Consider the following 19,122-nt stretch of genomic DNA (forward strand, 5'->3'; position numbering starts at 1 on the left):
CCTAGGCCACCTCCCCTTCCGTGCCCGCGCCCTCGACGGCGGACGCCACCTCCGTCAGATATGACTCGCAGCAGGCCTTGGCCACGGCGCGGACGCGCAGGATGTAGTTGGCGCGCTCGGTGGCCGAGATGGCGCCGCGCGAGTCCAGCAGGTTGAAGGCGTGACTGCACTTCATGACGCAGTCATAGGCGGGGAGCGGCAGCCTGTGCCGTAGGCAGGCGTGGCATTCCGCCTCGTACTCGTCAAACTTCTCGCGCATGAGGTCGACGTTGGCGACCTCGAAGTTGTACGTCGAAAACTCGCGCTCGTTCTCGAAAAACACCGTGCCGTAGGTCATCGGGGTCCCGTCGGGCAGATAACTCCACACGATGTCATACACCGAGTCGACGCCCTGGGCGTACATGGCGATGCGCTCCAGGCCGTAGGTGATCTCGACGGGGACGGGATCGACCTCGATGCCGCCCACCTGCTGGAAGTAGGTGAACTGCGTGACCTCCATGCCGTCCATCCACACCTCCCAGCCCAGGCCCCAGGCGCCGAGCGTGGGGCTCTCCCAGTCGTCCTCGACGAAGCGCACGTCATGGGCGGCGGGGTCAAGGCCGATCGCCGAGAGCGAGCCGAGGTAGAGCTCCTGGGAGTCCGCCGGGGACGGCTTGAGGACCACCTGGAACTGGTAGTAGTGCTGCATGCGGTTGGGGTTCTCGCCGTAGCGCCCGTCGGCGGGGCGGCGGCAGGGCTGCGGGTAGCAGGTGCGCCACGCGGCGGGGCCGAGCGAGCGCAGGAGGGTGGCCGTGTGGAACGTGCCGGCGCCCACCTCCGAGTCATAGGGCTGCATGACGGTGCATCCCTGGTCCGCCCAGTAGTGCTCGAGAGCCAGGATCATGTCCTGGAACGTCAGCGATTTCGTATCCATCCTCCGTGCGTCTCCAATCCGTCCCGACGGGATGCTAGAGCCCCCTGGCGTCGGCGAAGGGCCAATAGATGAACAGCGCGCGCGACGTGATCGACGAGACGCTCACGGCGCCAAAGTAGCGGGAGTCGAGCGAGTTGGTGCGGTTGTCGCCCATCACCCAGACGCGGTCACCGGGCACGATGTAGGGATAGCTGACGTCGGCCGCGAGGGCGGGGGCGTGGCGGTCGAGCGGGAGGGTCGGCCTACCCTCGACGTAGTCCTCCACCTGCTCGACGCCGTCCACATACACCTTCCCGTCATGGATGTCCACCGTCTGGCCCGCCGTCGCGACCACGCGCTTGATGAGGGTCGTGCCCGGGTCCTCGGGGTCGTCGAAGGTGACGACGTCGCCGGGGCGGGGGCTCACGAAGCGGTACGACACCTTCTCGCCCACCAGCTGGTCACCCTGGCGGATCGTGTCGAGCATCGAGCCCGACGGCACGTAGTAGACGCCGAAGACGAAGGCGCGCAGCAGCGCCACCGCGACGAGGGCGACGACGAAGGACTTGGCCCACGAGAGGGCGCCGGCATCGCGGCGCTCCTCGCGCAGGTGCGCGCCGCCCGTGCCTGAGACGTCATCGATGTCACCCATCCTGGCCCTCCCCTTCCGCCCGGCTCGCGAGCTCCCCCGCGAAGGCACGCTCGAGCGCCGAGAGCGTCGCGGTGCCCAGGAGGTCGGGGCGCCAGCGGGCCGTGCGCCTGATGGCGCTCTCCCTGCGCCAGGCGTCCACCTTCGCATGGTCGCCCGACAGGAGCACCTCGGGCACCCGCCTGCCCCGAAAGTCGGCGGGACGCGTGTACTGCGCGTATTCGAGCAGGCCGTCCGAGAACGACTCGTCCTGGGCGCTCTGCTCGTCGCCCAGGGCGCCGGGCAGCAGCCGAACGACGGAGTCGATGAGCGCCAGGGCGGCGAGCTCCCCGCCCGTCAGGACGTAGTCGCCCAGCGAGACCGTCTCGTCCGCCAGCTCATAGGCCCGCTCGTCCATGCCCTCGTAGCGGCCGCAGACAAGAAGGAGGCGGTCGCGGCCGGCGAGCCCCTGCGCCAGCGCCTGGCTGTAGGGTCGTCCGCAGGGCGAGAAAAACACCACGTGCGGGCGCCTCGGGCCGCGGGCCCTGAGGTCCTCGACGGCCTCGAAGAGGGGTCCGCACATCATGAGCATGCCCTGGCCTCCGCCGAAGGGGGCGTCGTCCACGGTGCGATGCCGGTCGTGCGTCCAGCTTCTGAGGTCGTGCGCCTCGAAGGTGAAGACGCCGCGGCGACGGGCGCGACCGAGGACGGACGCCGACAGGTAGGGGTCAAAGACCTCCGGGATCACCGAGAGGGCCTCGATCATCATGAGCCTGACACCTCCTCGTCCTCGCCGGGCGTCGCCGCCCGGGCGTCCGCCGGCAGGCGTACCACGACGACGCCCCCCTCGTCAATGCCCACGACCTGCTCGTCCACGACGGCGACGAGCAGGTCGCCGTCCGGCCCCCGCACGACCCAGCCGTCGTTGGCGACGCCGCGCATGACCTCGACGATGTTGCCCACGTCCCCGCGACGCAGATCGCGCACCGGACGCCCCACCAGGGTGCGGGCGTCATGGAGCCAGAAGTCAGCGGGCAGGTCGTCCGTCGCCGCGAGAAGCGTGGTCCCCACGTAGGCGGAGGCGGCGTCGATGTCCCCCACGCCCGCAAAGGAGACCAGGCGACCTTCCCCGTCGCCCCTGAGGCCCTGGACCCTCAGGCGCCTCGGCGCCTTGAGCGGCGGCGGGACGGCCCACACGGTCATGCCGGGGCGTAGGTAGCACGGGAGGCCGTCAACGGGAACCGCGACGACCTCCCCTCTTCGTCCGTGCGCCTTCTCGACGCGCGCAAGCTGTCGAAAGCTCTGACGCAACGTCTACCCCAGGACCTCGACCTCTACCGCGCATCCCACCTTGGAGCCCAGCGCCCGGGCCAGGGTGCGAATGGCCTTGATGGTGCGACCGCGCTTGCCGATGACGCGCCCGGCGTCCTCCTCGGCGCAGCTGATCTCGATGAGCGAGGCGCCGTCACCGTCGGTGACGTCAAGGGAGACGCTCTCCTCGTGGGTGACCAAGCCGCACACGACGAACTCGACGAGGTCGGCCACCTTGTCGGAGGGAAGCTCCTCGACCTCGGGTGCGCGTGTCTCGTCCACGACGGCTACTCCGCACTCTCTTCGGCGGCCGCGGCGGCCTTGGCGGCAGCCTTCTTGGAGAGCTTGCGCTTCTTCTCGGGGGCGGGGGTGCCGTTTTTCACGATGTCGATCAGATGGGCGACGGCGTTGGAGGGCTGGGCGCCCTTGGCGACCCACTCGTCGACCCTCTCGATGTCGATGTCGATCGTCTTGGGGTTCGTCAGCGGGTTATAGCGTCCGACGAGGTCGATGTAGCGGCCATCGCGGGGCATGCGGCCGTCGGCGACGACGACGCGGTAATACGGATGCTTCTTTGCGCCGTGACGGGCGAGACGAATCTTAACTGCCAAAGTAGTACTCCTTACATCGCGCGACGCCTCGGTCGGTTTGGTCATGCGTCGCATTGCCACACAAGCGATTCTTTATGATACGACATGCGTCACCTGGCGCAAGCTACAGTTTTTGTGGAGCCGGCACCATCGGGCGGGCGACAGGTGCCGCGAGTCGTGTGGAGTCGCGATGGGCAACGTGGTTTAAGGCCAATTACAGGCGCAGATAGTACAATGGCTCGAACACGTCTCGTCAGCACGCCCCATCCACCAGCCGCAGGAGGCAGCAATGAACATCCTGGTAGTCGAGGACGAGCGCAACCTCGCCGACGCCATCGTGCACATCCTCAAGGATGAGGACTTCAACGCCGAGGCCGTCTATGACGGGCCTTCAGGCCTCGCCGCCGCCCAGAGCGGCCTCTATGACGCCGTCGTCCTCGACATCATGCTTCCGGGCATCAACGGCATCGAGGTCGTCAGGGCGCTGCGCCATTCGGGCAACTCCGTGCCCGTGCTCATGCTCACGGCCAAGACGTCCACCGCCGACATGGTCAGCGGACTGGACGCCGGCGCGGACGACTACATGACCAAGCCCTTCGAGACGCCCGAGCTCATCGCCCGCCTGAGGGCGCTCACTCGCCGTCAGGGAGACGTCGTCATCGACGAGGTGGACTTTGCCGACCTCAAGCTCGACCTCATGACCCATGACTTGTCCTGCGGCGGGCGCAAGGTGCATCTCTCGGGCAAGGAGTTCTCCGTCATGCAGATGCTCATGAGCTCCAACGCACGCGTCATCTCAAAGCAGGACCTCCTCAGCAGGGTCTGGGGCACGACGGGCGGAGCCTCGGAGAACTCCGTCGAGGCCTACGTCTCGTTCTTGCGCAAGAAGGTCGCTCACATCCACTCGAAGGTGCAGATCACCACGTTGCGCATGCTCGGCTATCGTCTTGAGTACTTTGGTCAGGACGACCGGTAGCGCCACGCGACGCTCTGTCGGGAGTGAGCATGCTCGGGCCGCTCAAGCGAAAGTTTACCATCGTCGTCACGACGCTCGTGGGCCTCGTCCTCACGGGCGTCCTGGCAGCGTCGCTGTGGTTTTCCTGGCTTGCCAAGAGCAACGCCATGGATCAGGTGCTCGACCATTACCTCGAGGGGTCGCTCTCGACCCAGCCCGCCGTCGACATGCGCCCCGAGGGCGCCATCGGCAGCGGCGTCCTGGTGACCTTGCTTGAGGTCTCCCCCACCGGCATCGTGCTGGCCACCAACAACCCGTCCGTCTCGCTTGACGCGGACGATCTCGAGGCGATCGTCTCCATGGCGCTGGGTGGCGCGTCGGGTGACGGGCGCGTGGACGGCCTCGACGTCGCCTGGAAGTCCCGAAGGCTCGCCAACGGCAACCTGCGCATCGCCATGCTCGACGCGAGCGGCTACAACCGCTTCTGGAAGAGCCAGGTGACGCGCTCGCTCGTCGCCTTCGTCCTCTCGCTGGGAGCGGTCACCATCATCGCCATGTTCCTCGCCGACTGGGTCGTCCAGCCCATCCAGGAGGCCTTCGACCGACAGCGGCGCTTTGTGGCAGACGCCTCACACGAGCTCAAGACGCCGCTTGCCGTCATCCTCGCCAACAGCGACATCCTCCTCAGGTCAGACGCGCTCCTTGCGCGTGACCGCCGCTGGGTCGAGAGCACCCAAGACGAGGCCCAGCGCATGAGGGGCCTCGTCGTCGACCTGCTGCAGCTCGCCAAGGCGGACGAGGGCGTCGCCAACCCCGCCTCCCCCGCCCTCAGCACCCGCGAGATGGACCTCAGCGAGCTGGTCGAGTCCGCCTGCCTCGAGTTTGACGCCATCGCCTTCGACAGGGGCTGCGCCATCAAGACCGAGATCGTCGAGGGACTCCATGTCCAGGGTGACCCGGACTGGACCTCGCGCCTCGTGCGGATCCTCGTCGACAACGCCTGCAAGTACGCGTGCAGGGGCAGCGAGGTCACGGTGCGTCTCGCCCCGGAGCGTCACCGCCGCCTGCGCCTGTCCGTCACCAACCAAGGCGAGACGATTTTGCCCGGCGACCTCAGGCACGTCTTCGACCGCTTCTACCGCTCGGACCGCTCGCGCACCCGGACGGACTCACCCGGGGGATTTGGCCTGGGCCTGGCCATCGCCAAGGGCATCGCGGAGGCTCAGGGGGGATCCATAGCGGCGACGAGCGACAGGGCAGGGACGACCTTCTTCGTCATCCTGCCCCAGTCGCCGCACTCGGCAAGGGAGACGTAGATGGCCTGGGAGGGAGCTGCCATCGGGCTCTTGGACCTCGACGCCTTCTTCGCCTCCGTCGAGCAGCTCGACCATCCCGACTGGCGCGGCAGGCCCGTCATCGTGGGAGGGTCACCGCAGCGGCGCGGCGTCGTATCGACGGCATCCTACGAGGCGAGACGCTATGGCGTCCACTCCGCCATGCCCTCATGGCAGGCGCGGCGGCTCTGTCCTGACGCCATGTGGACGACGGGACACTTCGAGCGCTACCGCGAGCTTTCGAGGCGCGTCATGGCGATCGTCGGGGACGAGACGCCCCGCGTGGAGCAGGTTTCCGTCGACGAGGCCTTCTTTGACGTCACGCCCGGCCGGTACTCGCGCGAGGACCCCATCGCCATCTGCCGGCGCATCCAGCGCCGCGTCCTCGACCTGGGCATCAGCTGCTCCATAGGCCTGGGCGTCAACAAGACCGTGGCAAAGATCGCCTCCGAACGCGACAAGCCGCGCGGCCTCTGCGTCGTCAGGAACGCGCAGACGCAGGCGTTCTTGGCCCCGTTGCCCGTTGAGGCCTTAAGCGGCGTCGGGCCCTCGGCGGCGCGGGGCCTGCGGGCCTTGGGCGTCAGAAGCCTGGGAGAGCTGGCACAGGCGGACCTGGTGCGCCTGCGGCGGGCCGTGGGCTCGCAGGCGGAGCGGCTCGTGGCGCGCGCGGCCGGGCTCGAACGAAGCCAGGTGAGCATGGCGTGCCACCAGGCAAGGCCCAAGTCCGTCTCGAACGAGCGAACCTTCGCCCATGACCTGTGTCGCCGAGAGGAGCTTGAGGCCGCCGTAATCCACATGTGCGCGCTCGTGGGCCCCCGCCTGCGCAAAAGGGGCCTGCGCGCCGACGAGCTCACGCTTAAGCTTCGCTTTGACCTTGACCACACGCGCACGGCACGGCGGCGGCTCGCGCGCCCCACGGACGACGAGCGCATGTTTGGCCCGACAGCCCTGGAGCTGCTCGACGACGTATGGTCCGAGGGGACTGCCGTGCGCCTGGTGGGCGTCGCGCTCAGCGGCTTCGACCGGGCGAAGGCGGAGCAGCTCTCCCTCTTCATGCCCGACGGGACGCCGATGACACGGGACGGGAGCGACGGGGGCGGCCGGCGTCGCCTCGTCGAGGTGGAGGACAGCATCCGCTCGCGCTTCGGCGCGGACGCGCTCACCCGCGGCAGCGACCTGCGCCTGAGGGAAGCCCTGTCGGACACGGTGGGCAACAACCACGACGGGACGGGCTGACCCGCGCCGCGCCTCCCCGCCCTACGGCGGGGCGTCCTCGGCGGGCTCGGAACTATCCCGCGACGGGCCCCGGCGCGGCAGGCTCGCTCAGAGCGCCCTCGAGGCCCAGGTCCACGCGAGGCGCCTCGCCCCACAGGCGCTCGAGCCTGAAGTAGTCGCGCGCCTCGGGCTTGAACACGTGAACGACGAGGGAGCCGTAGTCAATGAGCACCCAGCTTGCGGTGTTGCGCCCCTCGGACGAGAGCGGCTTGATGCCGCAGTTGGCGCTCACCTTCTGGCGGACCTCATCGACGATGGCATCGAGCTGGGGGTTGTTCTGCGCGGTGCAGATGAGGAAATAGTCGCAGACGTCAGAGAGCCCCGTCAGGTCAAGGAGCAGGATGTCCGCGGCCTTCTTGTCGTCCGCCGCCAACGCGGCAACCTTCGCCACCTCACGTGATGTCATCGTCATGTAGCGAACCCCTCTCCTTTGGTCGCGGGCGGGCGCCCTCACGAACGGCGCGCCAGCACCAGCTGGTTATATGTGTCTATCGTACCCGTATACAGATAGCGACGCGTCTTGAGCACGTAGGCGATGCCCGCGACGAACATGCGCTCAAACACCGCGTCGAGCGGCGCGCCGGCGGCCACCATGGTCCTGACCTCCTCGATGTCGGCAGACGCCCGGCGCGTCGGCTCGATGGCGTCCGCCACAAAGACCACCATGTCAAGAGGCGTCATATCCGCCGAGCCCAGGGTATGAAGCTCGATGGCCCTGAAGACCTCGCGCGGCAGCTCCGGGTAGAGGGTCGCAAGACGTCGCGCAGCCGTGAGGCCGTGCAGAAGCGGCAGCACGAGCGCAAGGTCGACGCCCAGGTCGACGTCGAACTTTCGCGCCGCCTCGAGCTGCTCCGAGGGGGAGAGGACCTTGTCCCAGTCGTGCAGGATGCCGGCGCAGCGGGCCGCGAAGGGGTCGACGCCGTAGGCACACGCCAGCGACTCGGCCGTCAGGGCCACCGAAAGCGAGTGCTCGAAGCGCCGGGGCCTCAGGCCGCGCATGTGCCGCTCAAGGTCCCCCTCAAGACGCGCGATCGTCTCACGACGCCCCTCGTCGTAGGACGGGCGCGGCAAGGTCCCTGACGACGCGACGTGTGACGTCATGCGTCCTCCAATGACCCGTAGCGGGTGGGTCGGGCCCCGTAGAGCGCATGCTTGTGGATGTAGCCCGTCACGACGTCCGGCGTGAGATAGCGCAGGCTCTGGCAGGCGGCGACGCGTGCCCGAAGGTAGCTGGACGAGATCGCGAGGGCCGGAACCTCAAGGTAGATGACGTCAAAGCCAAACGGGGAGCGGTCGATGGCGCGCTCGGCCCGGCCGAGGTCGTAGCCGGGCCGCGTCGCCGCGACGAGGGTTGCGAGCCGGGCGATCGTGCCGGCGTCGCGCCAGCTCACGATGTCCGCCACCGCATCGGCGCCCGTGATGAAGTAGAGCTCCACGTTGTCGGGGTACAGGTCCCTCAGGAGCCTCAGGGTGTCGGCGGTGTAAGTGACGCCCACGCGGTCCACCTCAAAGCGCGAGGCGACGAAGTGGGGGTTGTCGGAGGTCGCGAGTAGCGTCATGGCATAGCGGTGCTCGCCGAGGCTCACGTGCCTGTCCTGCTTAAACGCGGGACGGCCCGCCGGCATGAACACGACCACGTCAAGGCCGAGGTCGTCAAAGGCCTGCTCCGCCGCCACGAGGTGACCGTTGTGGATGGGGTCAAAGGTGCCGCCCATGATGCCGAGGCGGTAGGTGCGCCCTGGGTCCGCCCCCAGCGGGGGAAGGTCGCCGCGCACGGCGTCGGCGCGTGCCGCCTCGTCCTTATCGCACGTGTCCCGGTTCATGCGCCTCCTAGAAGATGAGCAGGTCGTCACGGTGGATGGCGGGCGTCGTGGCCTTGTCGGGAGAGAAGCGCCCGATGACGTCGAGCCTGAGCCCCTTGCAGCGTGAGAGGTCGTCGGACGAGTAGCGGCAGACGCCCCGCCCCACGAGGGTCCCGTCGGCGGCACGGACGTCGACGACGTCCTGCTCGAGGAAGCTCCCCTCGACGCCCCTGACGCCCACGGGCAAAACTGACGCCCCCCGCTCGAGCACGGCGCGCACGGCGCCGTCATCAATGACGACGCTGCCCCGAGGCAGCTCAGCCGTGGCGAGCCAGAGCTTGCGAGCGGACTCTCGCGTCGTCTGCGCCGCCGCCTCGATGCGCGTGCCCACCGGCCTGCCATGCACGACGTCCTCGAGCACCTGCGGCTGCCGTCCCCGGCAGATCACCATAGGCACCTTGCCTGCCAGGGCGATGCGACCCGCCCTGAGCTTCGTGCGCATGCCTCCCGTGCCCACGGACGTGCCCGCCCCGCCCGCCATGGCCTCGATCTCGGGCGTGATGGCCTCGATGCGGGTCACGAGCGGGGCGTCGGGATGGGCGGCGGGGTCGCTCGCATGCAGGCCGTCCACATCCGAGAGGATCACGTAGAGGCTCGCGTTGACCGCGCAGGCGACGATGGCGCCCAGGGTGTCGTTGTCGCCGAAGTTGAACTCGGTCACCGAGACGGTGTCGTTCTCGTTGACGAGGGGGACGGCGCCCAGTGAGAGCAGCCTTCCCAAGGTGGAGCGCGCGTTGAGGTAGCCCTGACGGTCCGCGAGGTCGCGTCGGGTGAGGAGGACCTGTCCCACCGTCATGCCGTGGCGTGAGAGGGCCTCGGCGTACACCTCGGTGAGGACGGCCTGACCGGCTGACGCGCAGGCCTGAAGGCTCGGCATGTCAGCGGGGCGCCGGGTGAATCCCAGACGCCCGAGGCCTGCGGCGACGGCCCCCGAGGAGACAATGATGACGCGATAGCCCTCGCGTGCCAGACGGGCCACCTGGTCGGCGAGGCTGCCGATGAAGGCCTCGTCAATTCCCTCTGAGGCGTCCACGAGCGTGGATGAGCCGAGCTTGACGACGATGATGCCGTCGGTGTCGATGACGTCGCTCATCTTTCGTCACCCGTGACGCCCTCGGGCTCCTCATCGTGCTCGACGCCCTCGTAGCTGAAGGCAAAATCCAGGATGCGCACCTCGTCGCCCGTCGCGCAGCCTGCGTCGGCGAGCTTGGCGTCGATGCCCGCGCGCCCGAGGCGATGCTGAAGGTACGCCACGGCCTCCTCGTTGTCCCAGTCGGTCTGGACCACCATGCGCTCGACGGCCGGGCCGCTGACGCGCCACACGTGACGGGCCTCGCGCGCAACCTCCACGCGACGGTCCCTGCGCCGGCGGTCGCGCTCGACGGCCTCCGTGAGCTCGTCGGCCGCCCCGTCGTCGACGACCGCTTCGGCCCTGAGGCGACCGACCGTTCGCGCAACCGCGCTCACGAGCTCGTCGATTCCCTGACCGGTGACGGCAGAGACCTCGAAGAGGGGCCTGCCGTCCGCATGGGCCTGAGCCCTGAGGCGAGAGAGGGCGTCGGCGATGCCCGGCATGTCGCACTTATTGGCGACGACGACCTGGGGTCGCGCCGCCAGCTCGTCGGCATAGGCGGCAAGCTCGGCGTTGATCGCACGGTAGTCCCTTACCGGGTCCCTGCCCTCGAAGCCGCCCGTCATGTCAACGACGTGCAGGATGAGGGCGCTGCGCTCGATGTGACGAAGAAACTCGTGGCCCAGGCCCCTGCCCTCGCTCGCACCCTCGATGAGGCCGGGTACGTCTGCCACGACGAAGGACGAGCCGTCCTTGGCCCTGACCATGCCGAGGTTGGGAACGAGCGTCGTGAAGGGATAGTCCGCGACCTTGGGCCTGGCCGCGCTCACCCGCGCGATGAGGGAGCTCTTGCCCACGGAGGGCATGCCCACGAGGGCGGCGTCCGCCATCAGCTTCATCTCAAGCTCTATCCAGTGCTCGAGGGCGGGCTCCCCCTTCTCGGCGAAGGCGGGGGCCCGACGCACGGAGGTCACGAAGTGTATGTTGCCCCGGCCGCCCTGGCCGCCCGGCGCGACGATGACGCGCTGGCCCGGACGGGTGAGGTCCGCGATGAGATAGGCGGGCTCCATCGTCTGGGGGTCAAGCTCGCGAACCTGCGTGCCCAGCGGGACCCTGAGGACGAGGTCCGCGCCATCGGAGCCGTGGCGGCGGGCGCCCTGCCCATGGGTGCCGCGCTCGGCGCGGAAGTGATGCTTGAAGCGGTAGTCGATGAGGGACGAGAGCTGCGCGTCGGCCACGAGCACCACGTCGCCGCCGTCGCCGCCGTCGCCGCCGTCCGGCCCGCCCTTGGGCACGTACGCCTCGCGGCGAAACGACATGCAGCCCGCGCCGCCGTCGCCGCCGCGAACATTGACGCGCGAGAGATCAGTGAAGCTGCTGGATGGCATGATCCCCTCCTTTCCGGCACCCCATCGTACTAGAAGAGGACGCCCACGACCACGAGCGCCACGGCAAGGCACAGGACGGGCACGTCGACGGGCCTGAAGGGGTATCGCTTGAGGGAGGAGTCGCGGGTCCTCAGGTAGAAGCCGCGCTCCTCGGCGGCGAGGGCCGTGTCGTCGGCCTTCCCGACCGACGAGATGAGCAGCGGGGCGATGAGGGGCAGCATGAGCATGAGCTTGCGGATGGGGTTTCTCGTGTCAAACTCCACGCCGCGAGCCGTCTGCGCCTCCATGATGCGCTCCATCTGATCGGTGAAGATGGGCACGAAGCGCAGGGCCGTCGTGAGCGTGAAGGCGTAGCGATACGGCAGACGCAGCACCTCGCAGGCGGCATTTGCGAGGTCGGAAAAGCGCGTGATGGCCAGCATGGTCATGAGCGGCAGCGCGAAGGCCACGAGCCGGAGCGCCACGTGCGTGCCGAGGGCAAGACCGTCGCTCGTCACCCAGAGCACGACGTGGTCGCCGCTGCGCACGATGAGCGTCTGGACGAGCGTCATGAAGCACGCGAGCACCAGGAAGGCGCCGAGCATCGCCAGGACGCGCCGCGCGACCCCGGCGTAGACGCCGAGCAGCACGACCAGGGCGATGAGGCCCACGAGGGCGAGGTAGGAGTCCGCGAGGAACGTGGCGACGCAGAAGGCGACCGCGAGGGCCATCTTGGAGATCGGGTTGCACCGATGCAGAAGCGTCGTCCCCCCGCTGTAGTCAAGCACGCTGGACACTATGCCACCAGACCTTCCGTGACGAGGACCACGTCCGCGACCTCGCGCGCACGTCCATAGGCGGGCGAGACGCGCTCGGAGAGCCTGCGCGCCAGACGCGCTATCTCGGGGGGCCGCACGCTCGCGGCGCGCATGACGCGCTCGTCGGCAAAGACGTCGGCCACGTCGCCGTCGGCGATGACGCGGCCGTCGGCCATGACGACGAGCCGCGTGGCGAAGTCCGACACGACCTCCATGTCATGGCAGACCATGACGACGGCGCAGCCCTGCTGGCGAGCCGCCGAGACGGCGTCCATGACGACCATGCACTCTCGGTAGTCAAGCCCGCTCGTGGGCTCGTCCAGGATGAGGACCTGGGGGTTCGTGACGACCACGGAGGCGAGGGCAACGATCTGGCGCTGCCCGCGCCCGAGCGAGAACGGCGCCGCCGACGCGGGCAGCGAGAAGTGGTCGACCGTGTCCGCCGCGCGACGGAGCGCCTCGTCCCGCGGGACGCCAAGCAGCTCGAGGCTGAAGGCGACCTCCTCCACGACGCTTCCCTTGCATATCTGACGGTCGGGGTCCTGGAAGAGCGTGGAGACATGGCGGGCGATCTCGCTGGTGCGCGTGAGGGCGGTATCGAGCCCCGTGATGCAAACCCGTCCTGACGAGGGCTTGAGCAGGCCGTTCATGAGCTTCGTCGCCGTCGTCTTGCCCGCCCCGTTCTGTCCGATGACGCAGACGAGCTCGCCGGGGCGCACGTCCAGGCTCACGTCCACGAGCGAGGCGGTGTTGCCCGGGTACGTGAACGAGACGTGCTCCAAGCTCAGGACGGCCTCAAACGCCGCCCGGAGCGTCCCAGGTCCCTGGGCGGCGCGGAAGGGCGCGACGGGGCGCGGCCGGTCGGCGGCGGCGCGTCCAACCACGCGCGAGACGAGGTCTTCCGCCTCGCCCACCGTAAGGCAGACCTCGGGCGCGCCGATGAGGCCACGGGCCACGAACTGGTTCGAGACGCGCGTGACCCGAGGCGAGTCCACTCCGATGCGACGCAGCTCGTCGCCGTGCGCCAGAACCTCGCGCGGCGTGCCGTGCAGGGCGACGCCGCCGTCGTCCATGACGGCCAGATGGTCGCAGTACTCGCTTAGCAGCGCGATCTTCTGCTCGATGACGATGACGGTCATGTCCTGTCTCGTCACGAGCTCGCGCAGGGTGTCAAAGACCGCCCGTGACGAGACGGGGTCGAGGGCGGCGGTGGGCTCGTCGAGCACCATGACGGGCGCCCTCAGGGCCAGGATCGCGGCGATGGCGACCTTCTGCTTCTGGCCGCCCGAGAGCGTGGCGATGTCCCGATGCGCGAGGTCGAGGATGCCGCAGGTCGCGAGCGCCTCCCGCACGCGGTCGGGAATCTCGTCGTGGGCCACGCCGAAGTTCTCGACCCCAAAGAGGAGCTCGTCCTCGACGTTGGCGGCGACCATCTGCGCGTCGATGTCCTGGAGGACCGACCCGACCCTGCGCGACACGTCCGTGAGCGGGACCTGGCAGGTGTCGAGCCCGTCCACGCGGCAGACGCCCCTGAACTCGCCCGCGAAGTGATGCGGCACCGCGCCCGAGAGGATGGAGGCAAGCGTCGTCTTGCCCGAGCCCGAGGGTCCGATGATGCCGAGGAGGTCGCCTCGGGGTATGGAGAGGGACAGGTCTCGCACGGCGGGGCGCTTTTCGCCCTCGTAGGTGAACGAGACCCGCTCGAGGCTCACCATGGGCGCGCCGGAATCAATGCCGGGCGCGTTGTGGTCAGTGCTGGGCACGCCGCTCCTTCCCTTCGTGCGTCGAGACGGGCCGTTCCGTAGAAGGGCCGCACGGCGACCCTTCCACGAACACCTAGCTTAGCGCTTGGCAGCCTTCTTGAGGGGCAGATAGAGGAGGGCGACGATGATCGCGTTGGCGACGGCGGTGCCGAACACGATGGGCATCATCGCGACGAAGGAGACGGGCACCGCACGGATGACGAGGGTGACGACGCCGGCAAAGATCATGCCCGACACCGCCGTGGTGAGAAACGACCCCACGAAGGGGATGACGACCTTGCCGGCCCCGCCGCGCCCCGTCAGGCGCGAGGCGAGCAGGATGATGAGGGAGGCGGGCACGTCGCACAGGTACTCCACGCCGGGTGCGGAGGTCGTGATCTGGATGACGGTGGCGGCGAGCAGGGCAATCACGATCGTCTGCCCCACCGTGGGCCGGATGATGAGGATGGCGAGGCAGTAGGCGGCGATGACGAACTCGGGCTGGATGCCCGTGGCGCCGAGGGCCTTGCCCACCGTCAGGTTGAGCACGAATCCGGCGGCGAGCAGGATGGCGACGAGCACGAGGGCGGCGACGTCGAGAGTGCCTGACTTGTTCTGGGAAGTGGTGGTGACGGTGCGGGGTTCAATGACGTCTGACATGATGCTCTCCTTCTTGGTCTGGTCGTGCGCGGGCGGATGAGCGACGAGGCGAGGCGTCCGGGAGGGGCGACAAAAAAGGGCCCCCGGTCAACCCGGGAGCCCTTGGCGTCGCATGGACGAGGGACTCGACCTACGGTCGACCAGGAGGAAGACTGTCGTGCCACCATGCCCCACGCATGACCCTGGACGCGCTCGCAAGCATGGCGACCTCCCCTCTCATCTCTGGTTCCCTATCCTGTGCGTAGCATAGGCCCATCCCGCACCCCGGGCGGCCTCAGACGCCTGGTGGTAGCCAAGTCGAAACAAAAAGGGCTCCCCGCAGGGAGCCCCGCACGCTCTGGGACGCATCTATGCCGTGCGCACGTGCACGTAGTGCTTCTTGCCCTTCGTGAACTCGACGACGCCGTCGGCGAGGGCAAAGAGCGTGTCGTCCTTGCCGCGACCGACGTTGTCGCCCGGGGTAATGTGCGTGCCGCGCTGGCGGACGATGATCTGACCGGTCTTGATGGCCTGGCCGCCGAAGATCTTGGTGCCCAGACGCTGGGAGTTGGAGTCGCGGCCGTTACGGGAGGAGCCGAGGCCTTTCTTGTGAGCCATGGTAGTACCTGCCTATCTGCTTTCGCTGGGTTGCCAAACGCTACGCGAGCTCGGGGAGCTCGGACACCTGCAGCTTGGTCAGGTTCTGACGATGGCCGCGGGTGCGGTGATAGCGCTTGCGCTTCTTGAGCTTGAAGACGAGCACCTTCTTGTCCTTGAACTGATCGACGACCTCGCAGCTGACCTTCTTGCCCTCGAGCGTGGCAGCGTCAACGACCGTCCGCGTGCCGTCATTGAGCATGAGGACGTCAAGCTGGACCGTGTCGCCAGGCTGCGCGTCGAGCTTCTCGACATCGATGATGTCGCCCTTGGCAACCTTATACTGCTTGCCACCAGTGGTAACGATTGCGTACATGATTTACCCTTCAATGATGCCGGTACGTGCAACAGCACTTAACTTTACCAGCGCAGTGCTGTGACGTCAACAAGAAAGCGGCTTCACAGCCTGGTCATTTTTCGTGCCGATCGCGAGGTGGGAGGTGGTCCGGGCCCCCGTCCGGCACGAGGGCGAACATGCGCCGACCGTCCTGCTCGTGCCACTGGGCAAGGCGCTCCACCCTCAGGGCGGGGACGTCCGCCACGCCCTGGGAGGCGAGGGCCGCCGTCACCAGGGCCCGCGGCCTCAGCGCAGCGGCGGCTCCCGTGGCGCAGCTCAGCTCGAGCGTCGTCGAGGCCCCGCTCCCGCATTGCCACCAGCCCATGAGCGTGTCTTGGAGCGAGACGCGCTTGAGCGCGTCGCCCCGACGGTAGCTGAACTCCCCGCGCCCCTCAAGCTCGGCGAGGCCGCGAGCCAGGGCGACCTCGTCCACGGGACCCAGAAAGCCCACGCGCCAGAGGCTGCGGACGAGCCAGGCCTCGAGGGACGGCAGCTCGTGAGCCACGTATCCGGCCTGGGAGGGGGCCAGCGAGGCAGGCGTCGCCCCTGCGAGGGCCGCGAGGGCGCGATCGGCCCCGACGCGCTCGGTGAGCCAGAGGTCAAAGAACTCCTCCCGTGACGAGGCCCCCACGGGCAGCGCCTGGGAAAACTGCAGGCGCATGCGGCGGGCGAAGCCCGCCCCCACGGCAAAGGGCAGGCCTGAGCGCCGCACGCAGCGGTTGACGGTGTTGATGACCTCAAGGTGACCCAGGAAGGCGAGGCGGCCGTCCTTGCGGTAGCGCACGCGCAGCCTGAACTGGTCCTGCCTCCTCGCTCCCCTACTGGGCATGGCGCTCACCCGCCAGGGCGTGGTCGACCCCAAGGACGGGACAGACGCCGCAGCCCGTGCACGCCGTCATCGTGCAGTCGGGCGTGGTGAGGCCCTCCTGGGCCCGACGCCACTCGCTTTGCAGGTAGCCCTTGGAAACGCCGGGCGAGGTGTGGTCCCAGGGCAAGGACGCGTCCACGGGCAGGGGCGTCGAGGCGATCTCGTCCAAATCGAGCCCGCACGCCCCGGCCGCGGCAACCCAGCCCTCATAGCAAAACTGGTCCATCCAGGCGTCAAAGCGACAGCCGCGCCGCCAGGCCTCCAAGATGAGCTCGAAGCCCTGCCGGCCCATCCGTGACAGGACGGCCTCCACCTGCGAGACCTCGGCGTCATGGTAGGAGATCTTGACGGCGCGGTCGCGGTTGGCCGCAAGCAGCAGCTCCTGACGGCGGCGCAGTTGTGCCAGGGGAAGCTGGCCCGCCCACTGGAAGGGCGTGTGCGCCTTGGGGACGAGGACGGCCACCGAGACGGACACCGACACCTTCGACCTGCCCGCCCTGCCGACCAGGGAGCGGCCCAGCTCGAGCACGCGCGCGGCCGTGCGCGCGATGCCCAGCACGTCCTCGTCGGTCTCCGTGGGAAGCCCCATCATGAAGTAGAGCTTCATGCGCCGCCAGCCCACCCTGAAGGCGTTGGCGGCCGCGGCGTCGATGTCCTCGTCGGTGACGTTCTTGTTGATGACGTCGCGCAGGCGCTGGCTGCCGGCCTCGGGGGCAAAGGTGAGGCCGCCGCGCTTTGACCCCGCGCCCTCCGCCGCCATGTCAACGCCGAAGGAGTCGAGCCGCTGGGAGGGTATGGACACGCGCACCCCCCGCTCCCGCAGGACGGCGTTGAGCTCATGCAGGATGGCGGCGCACTGCGAGTGGTCGGTCGTCGAGAGCGAGGTGAGCGACACCTCGTCGTGGCCCAGCTTGGTCAGGCCGTCGCAGGCGGCGGCGACCACCTGCTTTGCCGGCCGCTCGCGGACGGGCCGGTAGGTCATCCCCGCCTGACAGAAGCGACACCCCCTGCAGCAGCCCCTGAGCACCTCGATGGCCAGTCGGTCCTGCACGACGGGCAGGTAGGGAACGATCTTCTGGGGAAGGGGGTCCGACCTGTCGAGTCGGGCGAGGGAGCGCTTGAGGACGATGTGCGGCACGTCCTCGCCCGGCCTGGGGACCGCTCGGCCCCAGCGCGTGGAGCGCTCGTCCACGACCACGTCATACAGCGCGGGGACGTAGACCCCCTGGACGCGCGCGAGCGCGCGCAGGATGTCGCGACGGCACCGGCGGGCGGCCCTGCCCTCTCGCACCACGCGACACATCTCGACGAGAGCCTCCTCGCCGTCCCCGAGCAGAATGGCGTCAAAGACGGGCGCGACGGGCTCGCAGTTCCAGACGGAGGGACCTCCCGCGACGACGATCGCGTCATCCTCCGCGCGCTCGCATGACCTGAGGGGGATGCGCGCAAGGTCAAGCGCCTCGAGGATGTTGGTGCAGGCCAGCTCGTGGGCGAGTGTGAACCCCACGACGTCAAAGCTCGCGACCGGTGAGGACGTCTCAAGCGAGAGGAGCGGCACGTCGTTGGCGCGCATGAGGTCGATCAGGTCCGTCCAGGGCAGGTAGGAACGCTCGCAGGACAGGCCCTCGGCGGCGTTGACGGCGCCGTAGAGGATGGAGAGCCCCAGGTTGGGCTGACCCACCTCGTAGACGTCGGGATAGAGCAGGCAGACGTGGAAGGGGCCCTCCTGGTCCGCGCAGGCGCCCCACTCGTGGTCCAGGTAGCGCACCGGCTTCTCGACGGACCACAGCAGGGCCTCCAGCTCGGAAAAGCGGTCGCGACGCTCGAGCCTCATCGCTGATTGCCCGGAGCCGTCGGGCGCCTGAGAAGACGTCGCGCGCGCACGGCGGCGTCGGCGAGCCCCGTCGCGACGTCGCCCAAAGACGGCACGCCCGCCAGACGCTGGCCGTAGCGACGGGCGACGGCCCGCCCCGTCGCCTGCGTGCCCAGGTAGCCCACGCCCCCCTTGACAGCCCAGCCGATGCCGGGAATGGCCCCGACGATGGCGCGCGCGAGCGCACGGTAGGCAAATCCCGCCCCCAGCACCCCCGCGAGGTCGGCGACGCTCGCGATCCTGAGCTCCTCGCCGCACGCGGCGGCGATCTCGAGCGCCATCTTCGCCTGGTTCAGCGTCATCACGGGCAGGTCCGCCCCCGGTATGATCGCGACGGTGCCCACGAGGGCGTTCTCGCGCGCGCAGCGCGCGACGATGGCCTCAACCGCCCGCGCGCGGGCGAAGGGGAAGTTGGCGGCGAACGCGACGGCCTTCTCGGGCCGCGCCGCGAGCGCCCACGAGGCGATCTCGTCCAGGGCCCGCGCGGGGTCGCTCGCGACGACGTAGGTGACGAGTCCCTCGAGCTCGGGCGCAAGCCCGAGGTCGCGCTCCTCCAGGCTCGACTCGACGACCACGCAGGCGGCCACCATGGCCGACGCCGCCGCGCGCGCGGCCGCCGCGGCGGTCGTGCCGCTGGGGTCCGGAAGGATGACGCACCAGTCGGCGTCGAACGACGCCGGGTCAGGGAGGGCCGAGAGGGGACGCACCGTTATGGAGGACGTAACGAGCTGAGGCACGAAGGCGGACCGCACCGCCTGCGTGAGCGAGGCGTCGCCGCCAGAGGCCGGCGCCATGATCGTGACGTTGACGCTCCGCGTGCGATCTTGCTCGGCCCTGCGGCCCGCCCCGAACATGTCGGCGACGTCGGCGGGCGAGAACACGGACTTCTTTGCCATGGTGGC

Annotated in this window: 22 protein-coding genes; 3 read left to right on the forward strand and 19 right to left on the reverse strand. The window is 68.9% G+C overall.

The features are described 5' to 3' along the window. Nucleotide 1: 1 nt before the first annotated feature. Genes HMPREF2826_RS07580 through rpsP form a run of 6 tightly spaced genes read right to left on the reverse strand, consistent with a single transcriptional unit; the run spans nucleotide 2 to nucleotide 3,442 of the window. Nucleotides 2-913, reverse strand: coding sequence for a glycine--tRNA ligase subunit alpha (locus HMPREF2826_RS07580; protein ID WP_070640678.1), 912 nt, complete (start codon nucleotides 911-913; stop codon nucleotides 2-4). 34 nt (nucleotides 914-947) lie between these two features. Beyond that, nucleotides 948-1,544, reverse strand: a complete 597-nt coding sequence (gene lepB / locus HMPREF2826_RS07585; protein WP_083307331.1) for a signal peptidase I — start codon at nucleotides 1,542-1,544, stop codon at nucleotides 948-950. Then, nucleotides 1,537-2,289, reverse strand: coding sequence for a tRNA (guanosine(37)-N1)-methyltransferase TrmD (gene trmD / locus HMPREF2826_RS07590; RefSeq protein WP_070640680.1), 753 nt, complete (start codon nucleotides 2,287-2,289; stop codon nucleotides 1,537-1,539). Before trmD ends, lepB begins: the two co-directional genes overlap by 8 nt. Beyond that, nucleotides 2,286-2,831, reverse strand: a complete 546-nt coding sequence (locus tag HMPREF2826_RS07595) for a ribosome maturation factor RimM (RefSeq protein WP_070640682.1) — start codon at nucleotides 2,829-2,831, stop codon at nucleotides 2,286-2,288. Before HMPREF2826_RS07595 ends, trmD begins: the two co-directional genes overlap by 4 nt. 3 nt (nucleotides 2,832-2,834) lie before the next feature. Then, nucleotides 2,835-3,113: a KH domain-containing protein gene (locus tag HMPREF2826_RS07600; RefSeq protein WP_058270320.1), complete on the reverse strand. Its 279-nt coding sequence runs from the start codon at nucleotides 3,111-3,113 to the stop codon at nucleotides 2,835-2,837. 5 nt (nucleotides 3,114-3,118) lie between these two features. Next, nucleotides 3,119-3,442, reverse strand: coding sequence for a 30S ribosomal protein S16 (gene rpsP / locus HMPREF2826_RS07605; protein WP_070640684.1), 324 nt, complete (start codon nucleotides 3,440-3,442; stop codon nucleotides 3,119-3,121). A gap of 268 nt (nucleotides 3,443-3,710) precedes the next feature. Here rpsP and HMPREF2826_RS07610 point away from each other — a divergent pair, with 268 nt between their 5' ends. From HMPREF2826_RS07610 to dinB, 3 genes are read left to right on the forward strand one after another with little or no spacing between them, the layout of a single operon-like run. Next, nucleotides 3,711-4,397 carry a response regulator transcription factor gene (locus tag HMPREF2826_RS07610; protein ID WP_070640686.1) on the forward strand — a complete coding sequence of 229 codons (687 nt, stop codon included), beginning with the start codon at nucleotides 3,711-3,713 and terminating at the stop codon, nucleotides 4,395-4,397. A gap of 29 nt (nucleotides 4,398-4,426) precedes the next feature. Continuing rightward, nucleotides 4,427-5,692, forward strand: coding sequence for a sensor histidine kinase (locus HMPREF2826_RS07615; RefSeq protein ID WP_070640688.1), 1,266 nt, complete (start codon nucleotides 4,427-4,429; stop codon nucleotides 5,690-5,692). Continuing rightward, nucleotides 5,693-6,946 carry a DNA polymerase IV gene (gene dinB / locus HMPREF2826_RS07620; protein ID WP_070640689.1) on the forward strand — a complete coding sequence of 418 codons (1,254 nt, stop codon included), beginning with the start codon at nucleotides 5,693-5,695 and terminating at the stop codon, nucleotides 6,944-6,946. 52 nt (nucleotides 6,947-6,998) lie between these two features. On the opposite strand, the gene rsfS is transcribed toward dinB, so the two are convergent. From rsfS to HMPREF2826_RS07685, 13 genes are all read right to left on the reverse strand, one after another. Next, the gene (rsfS, locus tag HMPREF2826_RS07625) at nucleotides 6,999-7,397 is read right to left on the reverse strand and encodes a ribosome silencing factor (RefSeq protein WP_070640691.1); all 399 of its coding nucleotides are present in this window, start codon (nucleotides 7,395-7,397) and stop codon (nucleotides 6,999-7,001) included. A gap of 38 nt (nucleotides 7,398-7,435) precedes the next feature. After that, nucleotides 7,436-8,086: a bis(5'-nucleosyl)-tetraphosphatase (symmetrical) YqeK gene (gene yqeK, locus HMPREF2826_RS07630; RefSeq protein ID WP_070640693.1), complete on the reverse strand. Its 651-nt coding sequence runs from the start codon at nucleotides 8,084-8,086 to the stop codon at nucleotides 7,436-7,438. Further along, nucleotides 8,083-8,808, reverse strand: a complete 726-nt coding sequence (gene nadD / locus HMPREF2826_RS07635; RefSeq protein ID WP_070640695.1) for a nicotinate-nucleotide adenylyltransferase — start codon at nucleotides 8,806-8,808, stop codon at nucleotides 8,083-8,085. The genes yqeK and nadD overlap by 4 nt, the downstream gene beginning before the upstream one ends. Nucleotides 8,809-8,815: 7 nt before the next feature. Beyond that, the gene (gene proB, locus HMPREF2826_RS07640; RefSeq protein WP_070640697.1) at nucleotides 8,816-9,940 is read right to left on the reverse strand and encodes a glutamate 5-kinase; all 1,125 of its coding nucleotides are present in this window, start codon (nucleotides 9,938-9,940) and stop codon (nucleotides 8,816-8,818) included. Next, the gene (obgE, locus tag HMPREF2826_RS07645; RefSeq protein ID WP_210388986.1) at nucleotides 9,937-11,307 is read right to left on the reverse strand and encodes a GTPase ObgE; all 1,371 of its coding nucleotides are present in this window, start codon (nucleotides 11,305-11,307) and stop codon (nucleotides 9,937-9,939) included. The genes proB and obgE overlap by 4 nt, the downstream gene beginning before the upstream one ends. A 29-nt stretch (nucleotides 11,308-11,336) precedes the next feature. Beyond that, nucleotides 11,337-12,083 (reverse strand): energy-coupling factor transporter transmembrane component T family protein, encoded by a 747-nt coding sequence (locus HMPREF2826_RS07650; RefSeq protein WP_070640699.1) that lies wholly within the window; start codon nucleotides 12,081-12,083, stop codon nucleotides 11,337-11,339. Then, entirely contained in the window at nucleotides 12,083-13,867 is a 1,785-nt protein-coding gene (locus HMPREF2826_RS07655; protein WP_371440580.1) for an ABC transporter ATP-binding protein, read from the reverse strand. The genes HMPREF2826_RS07650 and HMPREF2826_RS07655 overlap by 1 nt, the downstream gene beginning before the upstream one ends. Nucleotides 13,868-13,945: 78 nt before the next feature. Beyond that, nucleotides 13,946-14,506, reverse strand: a complete 561-nt coding sequence (locus tag HMPREF2826_RS07660; protein WP_070640700.1) for a hypothetical protein — start codon at nucleotides 14,504-14,506, stop codon at nucleotides 13,946-13,948. A 348-nt stretch (nucleotides 14,507-14,854) separates the two neighbouring features. Further along, a complete protein-coding gene (rpmA, locus tag HMPREF2826_RS07665) occupies nucleotides 14,855-15,103 on the reverse strand; it encodes a 50S ribosomal protein L27 (RefSeq protein WP_058270310.1) in 249 nt (82 codons plus the stop codon). Nucleotides 15,104-15,143: 40 nt separating this feature from the next. Beyond that, entirely contained in the window at nucleotides 15,144-15,458 is a 315-nt protein-coding gene (rplU, locus tag HMPREF2826_RS07670; protein WP_070640702.1) for a 50S ribosomal protein L21, read from the reverse strand. Between the two features lie 94 nt (nucleotides 15,459-15,552). Then, complete coding sequence (locus tag HMPREF2826_RS07675; protein ID WP_083307332.1) at nucleotides 15,553-16,308, reverse strand: TIGR03936 family radical SAM-associated protein; 756 nt, start codon at nucleotides 16,306-16,308, stop codon at nucleotides 15,553-15,555. Then, entirely contained in the window at nucleotides 16,298-18,181 is a 1,884-nt protein-coding gene (locus tag HMPREF2826_RS07680; protein WP_070640706.1) for a TIGR03960 family B12-binding radical SAM protein, read from the reverse strand. Before HMPREF2826_RS07680 ends, HMPREF2826_RS07675 begins: the two co-directional genes overlap by 11 nt. Continuing rightward, nucleotides 18,178-19,116 carry a hypothetical protein gene (locus HMPREF2826_RS07685; protein WP_070640707.1) on the reverse strand — a complete coding sequence of 313 codons (939 nt, stop codon included), beginning with the start codon at nucleotides 19,114-19,116 and terminating at the stop codon, nucleotides 18,178-18,180. The genes HMPREF2826_RS07680 and HMPREF2826_RS07685 overlap by 4 nt, the downstream gene beginning before the upstream one ends. Nucleotides 19,117-19,122: the final 6 nt, after the last annotated feature.

Source organism: Olsenella sp. HMSC062G07 (assembly GCF_001811895.1).
GTDB lineage: Bacteria > Actinomycetota > Coriobacteriia > Coriobacteriales > Atopobiaceae > Olsenella_F > Olsenella_F massiliensis.

Coding starts and splice junctions, on each gene's coding strand:
- HMPREF2826_RS07680 (WP_070640706.1), bottom strand. CDS start 18,181: ATGAGGCTCGAGCGTCGCGACCGCTTTTCCGAGCTGGAGGCCCTGCTG.
- dinB (WP_070640689.1), top strand. CDS start 5,693: ATGGCCTGGGAGGGAGCTGCCATCGGGCTCTTGGACCTCGACGCCTTC.
- obgE (WP_210388986.1), bottom strand. CDS start 11,307: ATGCCATCCAGCAGCTTCACTGATCTCTCGCGCGTCAATGTTCGCGGC.
- HMPREF2826_RS07685 (WP_070640707.1), bottom strand. CDS start 19,116: ATGGCAAAGAAGTCCGTGTTCTCGCCCGCCGACGTCGCCGACATGTTC.
- HMPREF2826_RS07610 (WP_070640686.1), top strand. CDS start 3,711: ATGAACATCCTGGTAGTCGAGGACGAGCGCAACCTCGCCGACGCCATC.
- lepB (WP_083307331.1), bottom strand. CDS start 1,544: ATGGGTGACATCGATGACGTCTCAGGCACGGGCGGCGCGCACCTGCGC.
- HMPREF2826_RS07660 (WP_070640700.1), bottom strand. CDS start 14,506: ATGTCAGACGTCATTGAACCCCGCACCGTCACCACCACTTCCCAGAAC.
- HMPREF2826_RS07615 (WP_070640688.1), top strand. CDS start 4,427: ATGCTCGGGCCGCTCAAGCGAAAGTTTACCATCGTCGTCACGACGCTC.
- trmD (WP_070640680.1), bottom strand. CDS start 2,289: ATGATGATCGAGGCCCTCTCGGTGATCCCGGAGGTCTTTGACCCCTAC.
- rpmA (WP_058270310.1), bottom strand. CDS start 15,103: ATGGCTCACAAGAAAGGCCTCGGCTCCTCCCGTAACGGCCGCGACTCC.
- HMPREF2826_RS07675 (WP_083307332.1), bottom strand. CDS start 16,308: ATGCCCAGTAGGGGAGCGAGGAGGCAGGACCAGTTCAGGCTGCGCGTG.
- HMPREF2826_RS07580 (WP_070640678.1), bottom strand. CDS start 913: ATGGATACGAAATCGCTGACGTTCCAGGACATGATCCTGGCTCTCGAG.
- rsfS (WP_070640691.1), bottom strand. CDS start 7,397: ATGACGATGACATCACGTGAGGTGGCGAAGGTTGCCGCGTTGGCGGCG.
- nadD (WP_070640695.1), bottom strand. CDS start 8,808: ATGAACCGGGACACGTGCGATAAGGACGAGGCGGCACGCGCCGACGCC.
- rplU (WP_070640702.1), bottom strand. CDS start 15,458: ATGTACGCAATCGTTACCACTGGTGGCAAGCAGTATAAGGTTGCCAAG.
- proB (WP_070640697.1), bottom strand. CDS start 9,940: ATGAGCGACGTCATCGACACCGACGGCATCATCGTCGTCAAGCTCGGC.
- yqeK (WP_070640693.1), bottom strand. CDS start 8,086: ATGACGTCACACGTCGCGTCGTCAGGGACCTTGCCGCGCCCGTCCTAC.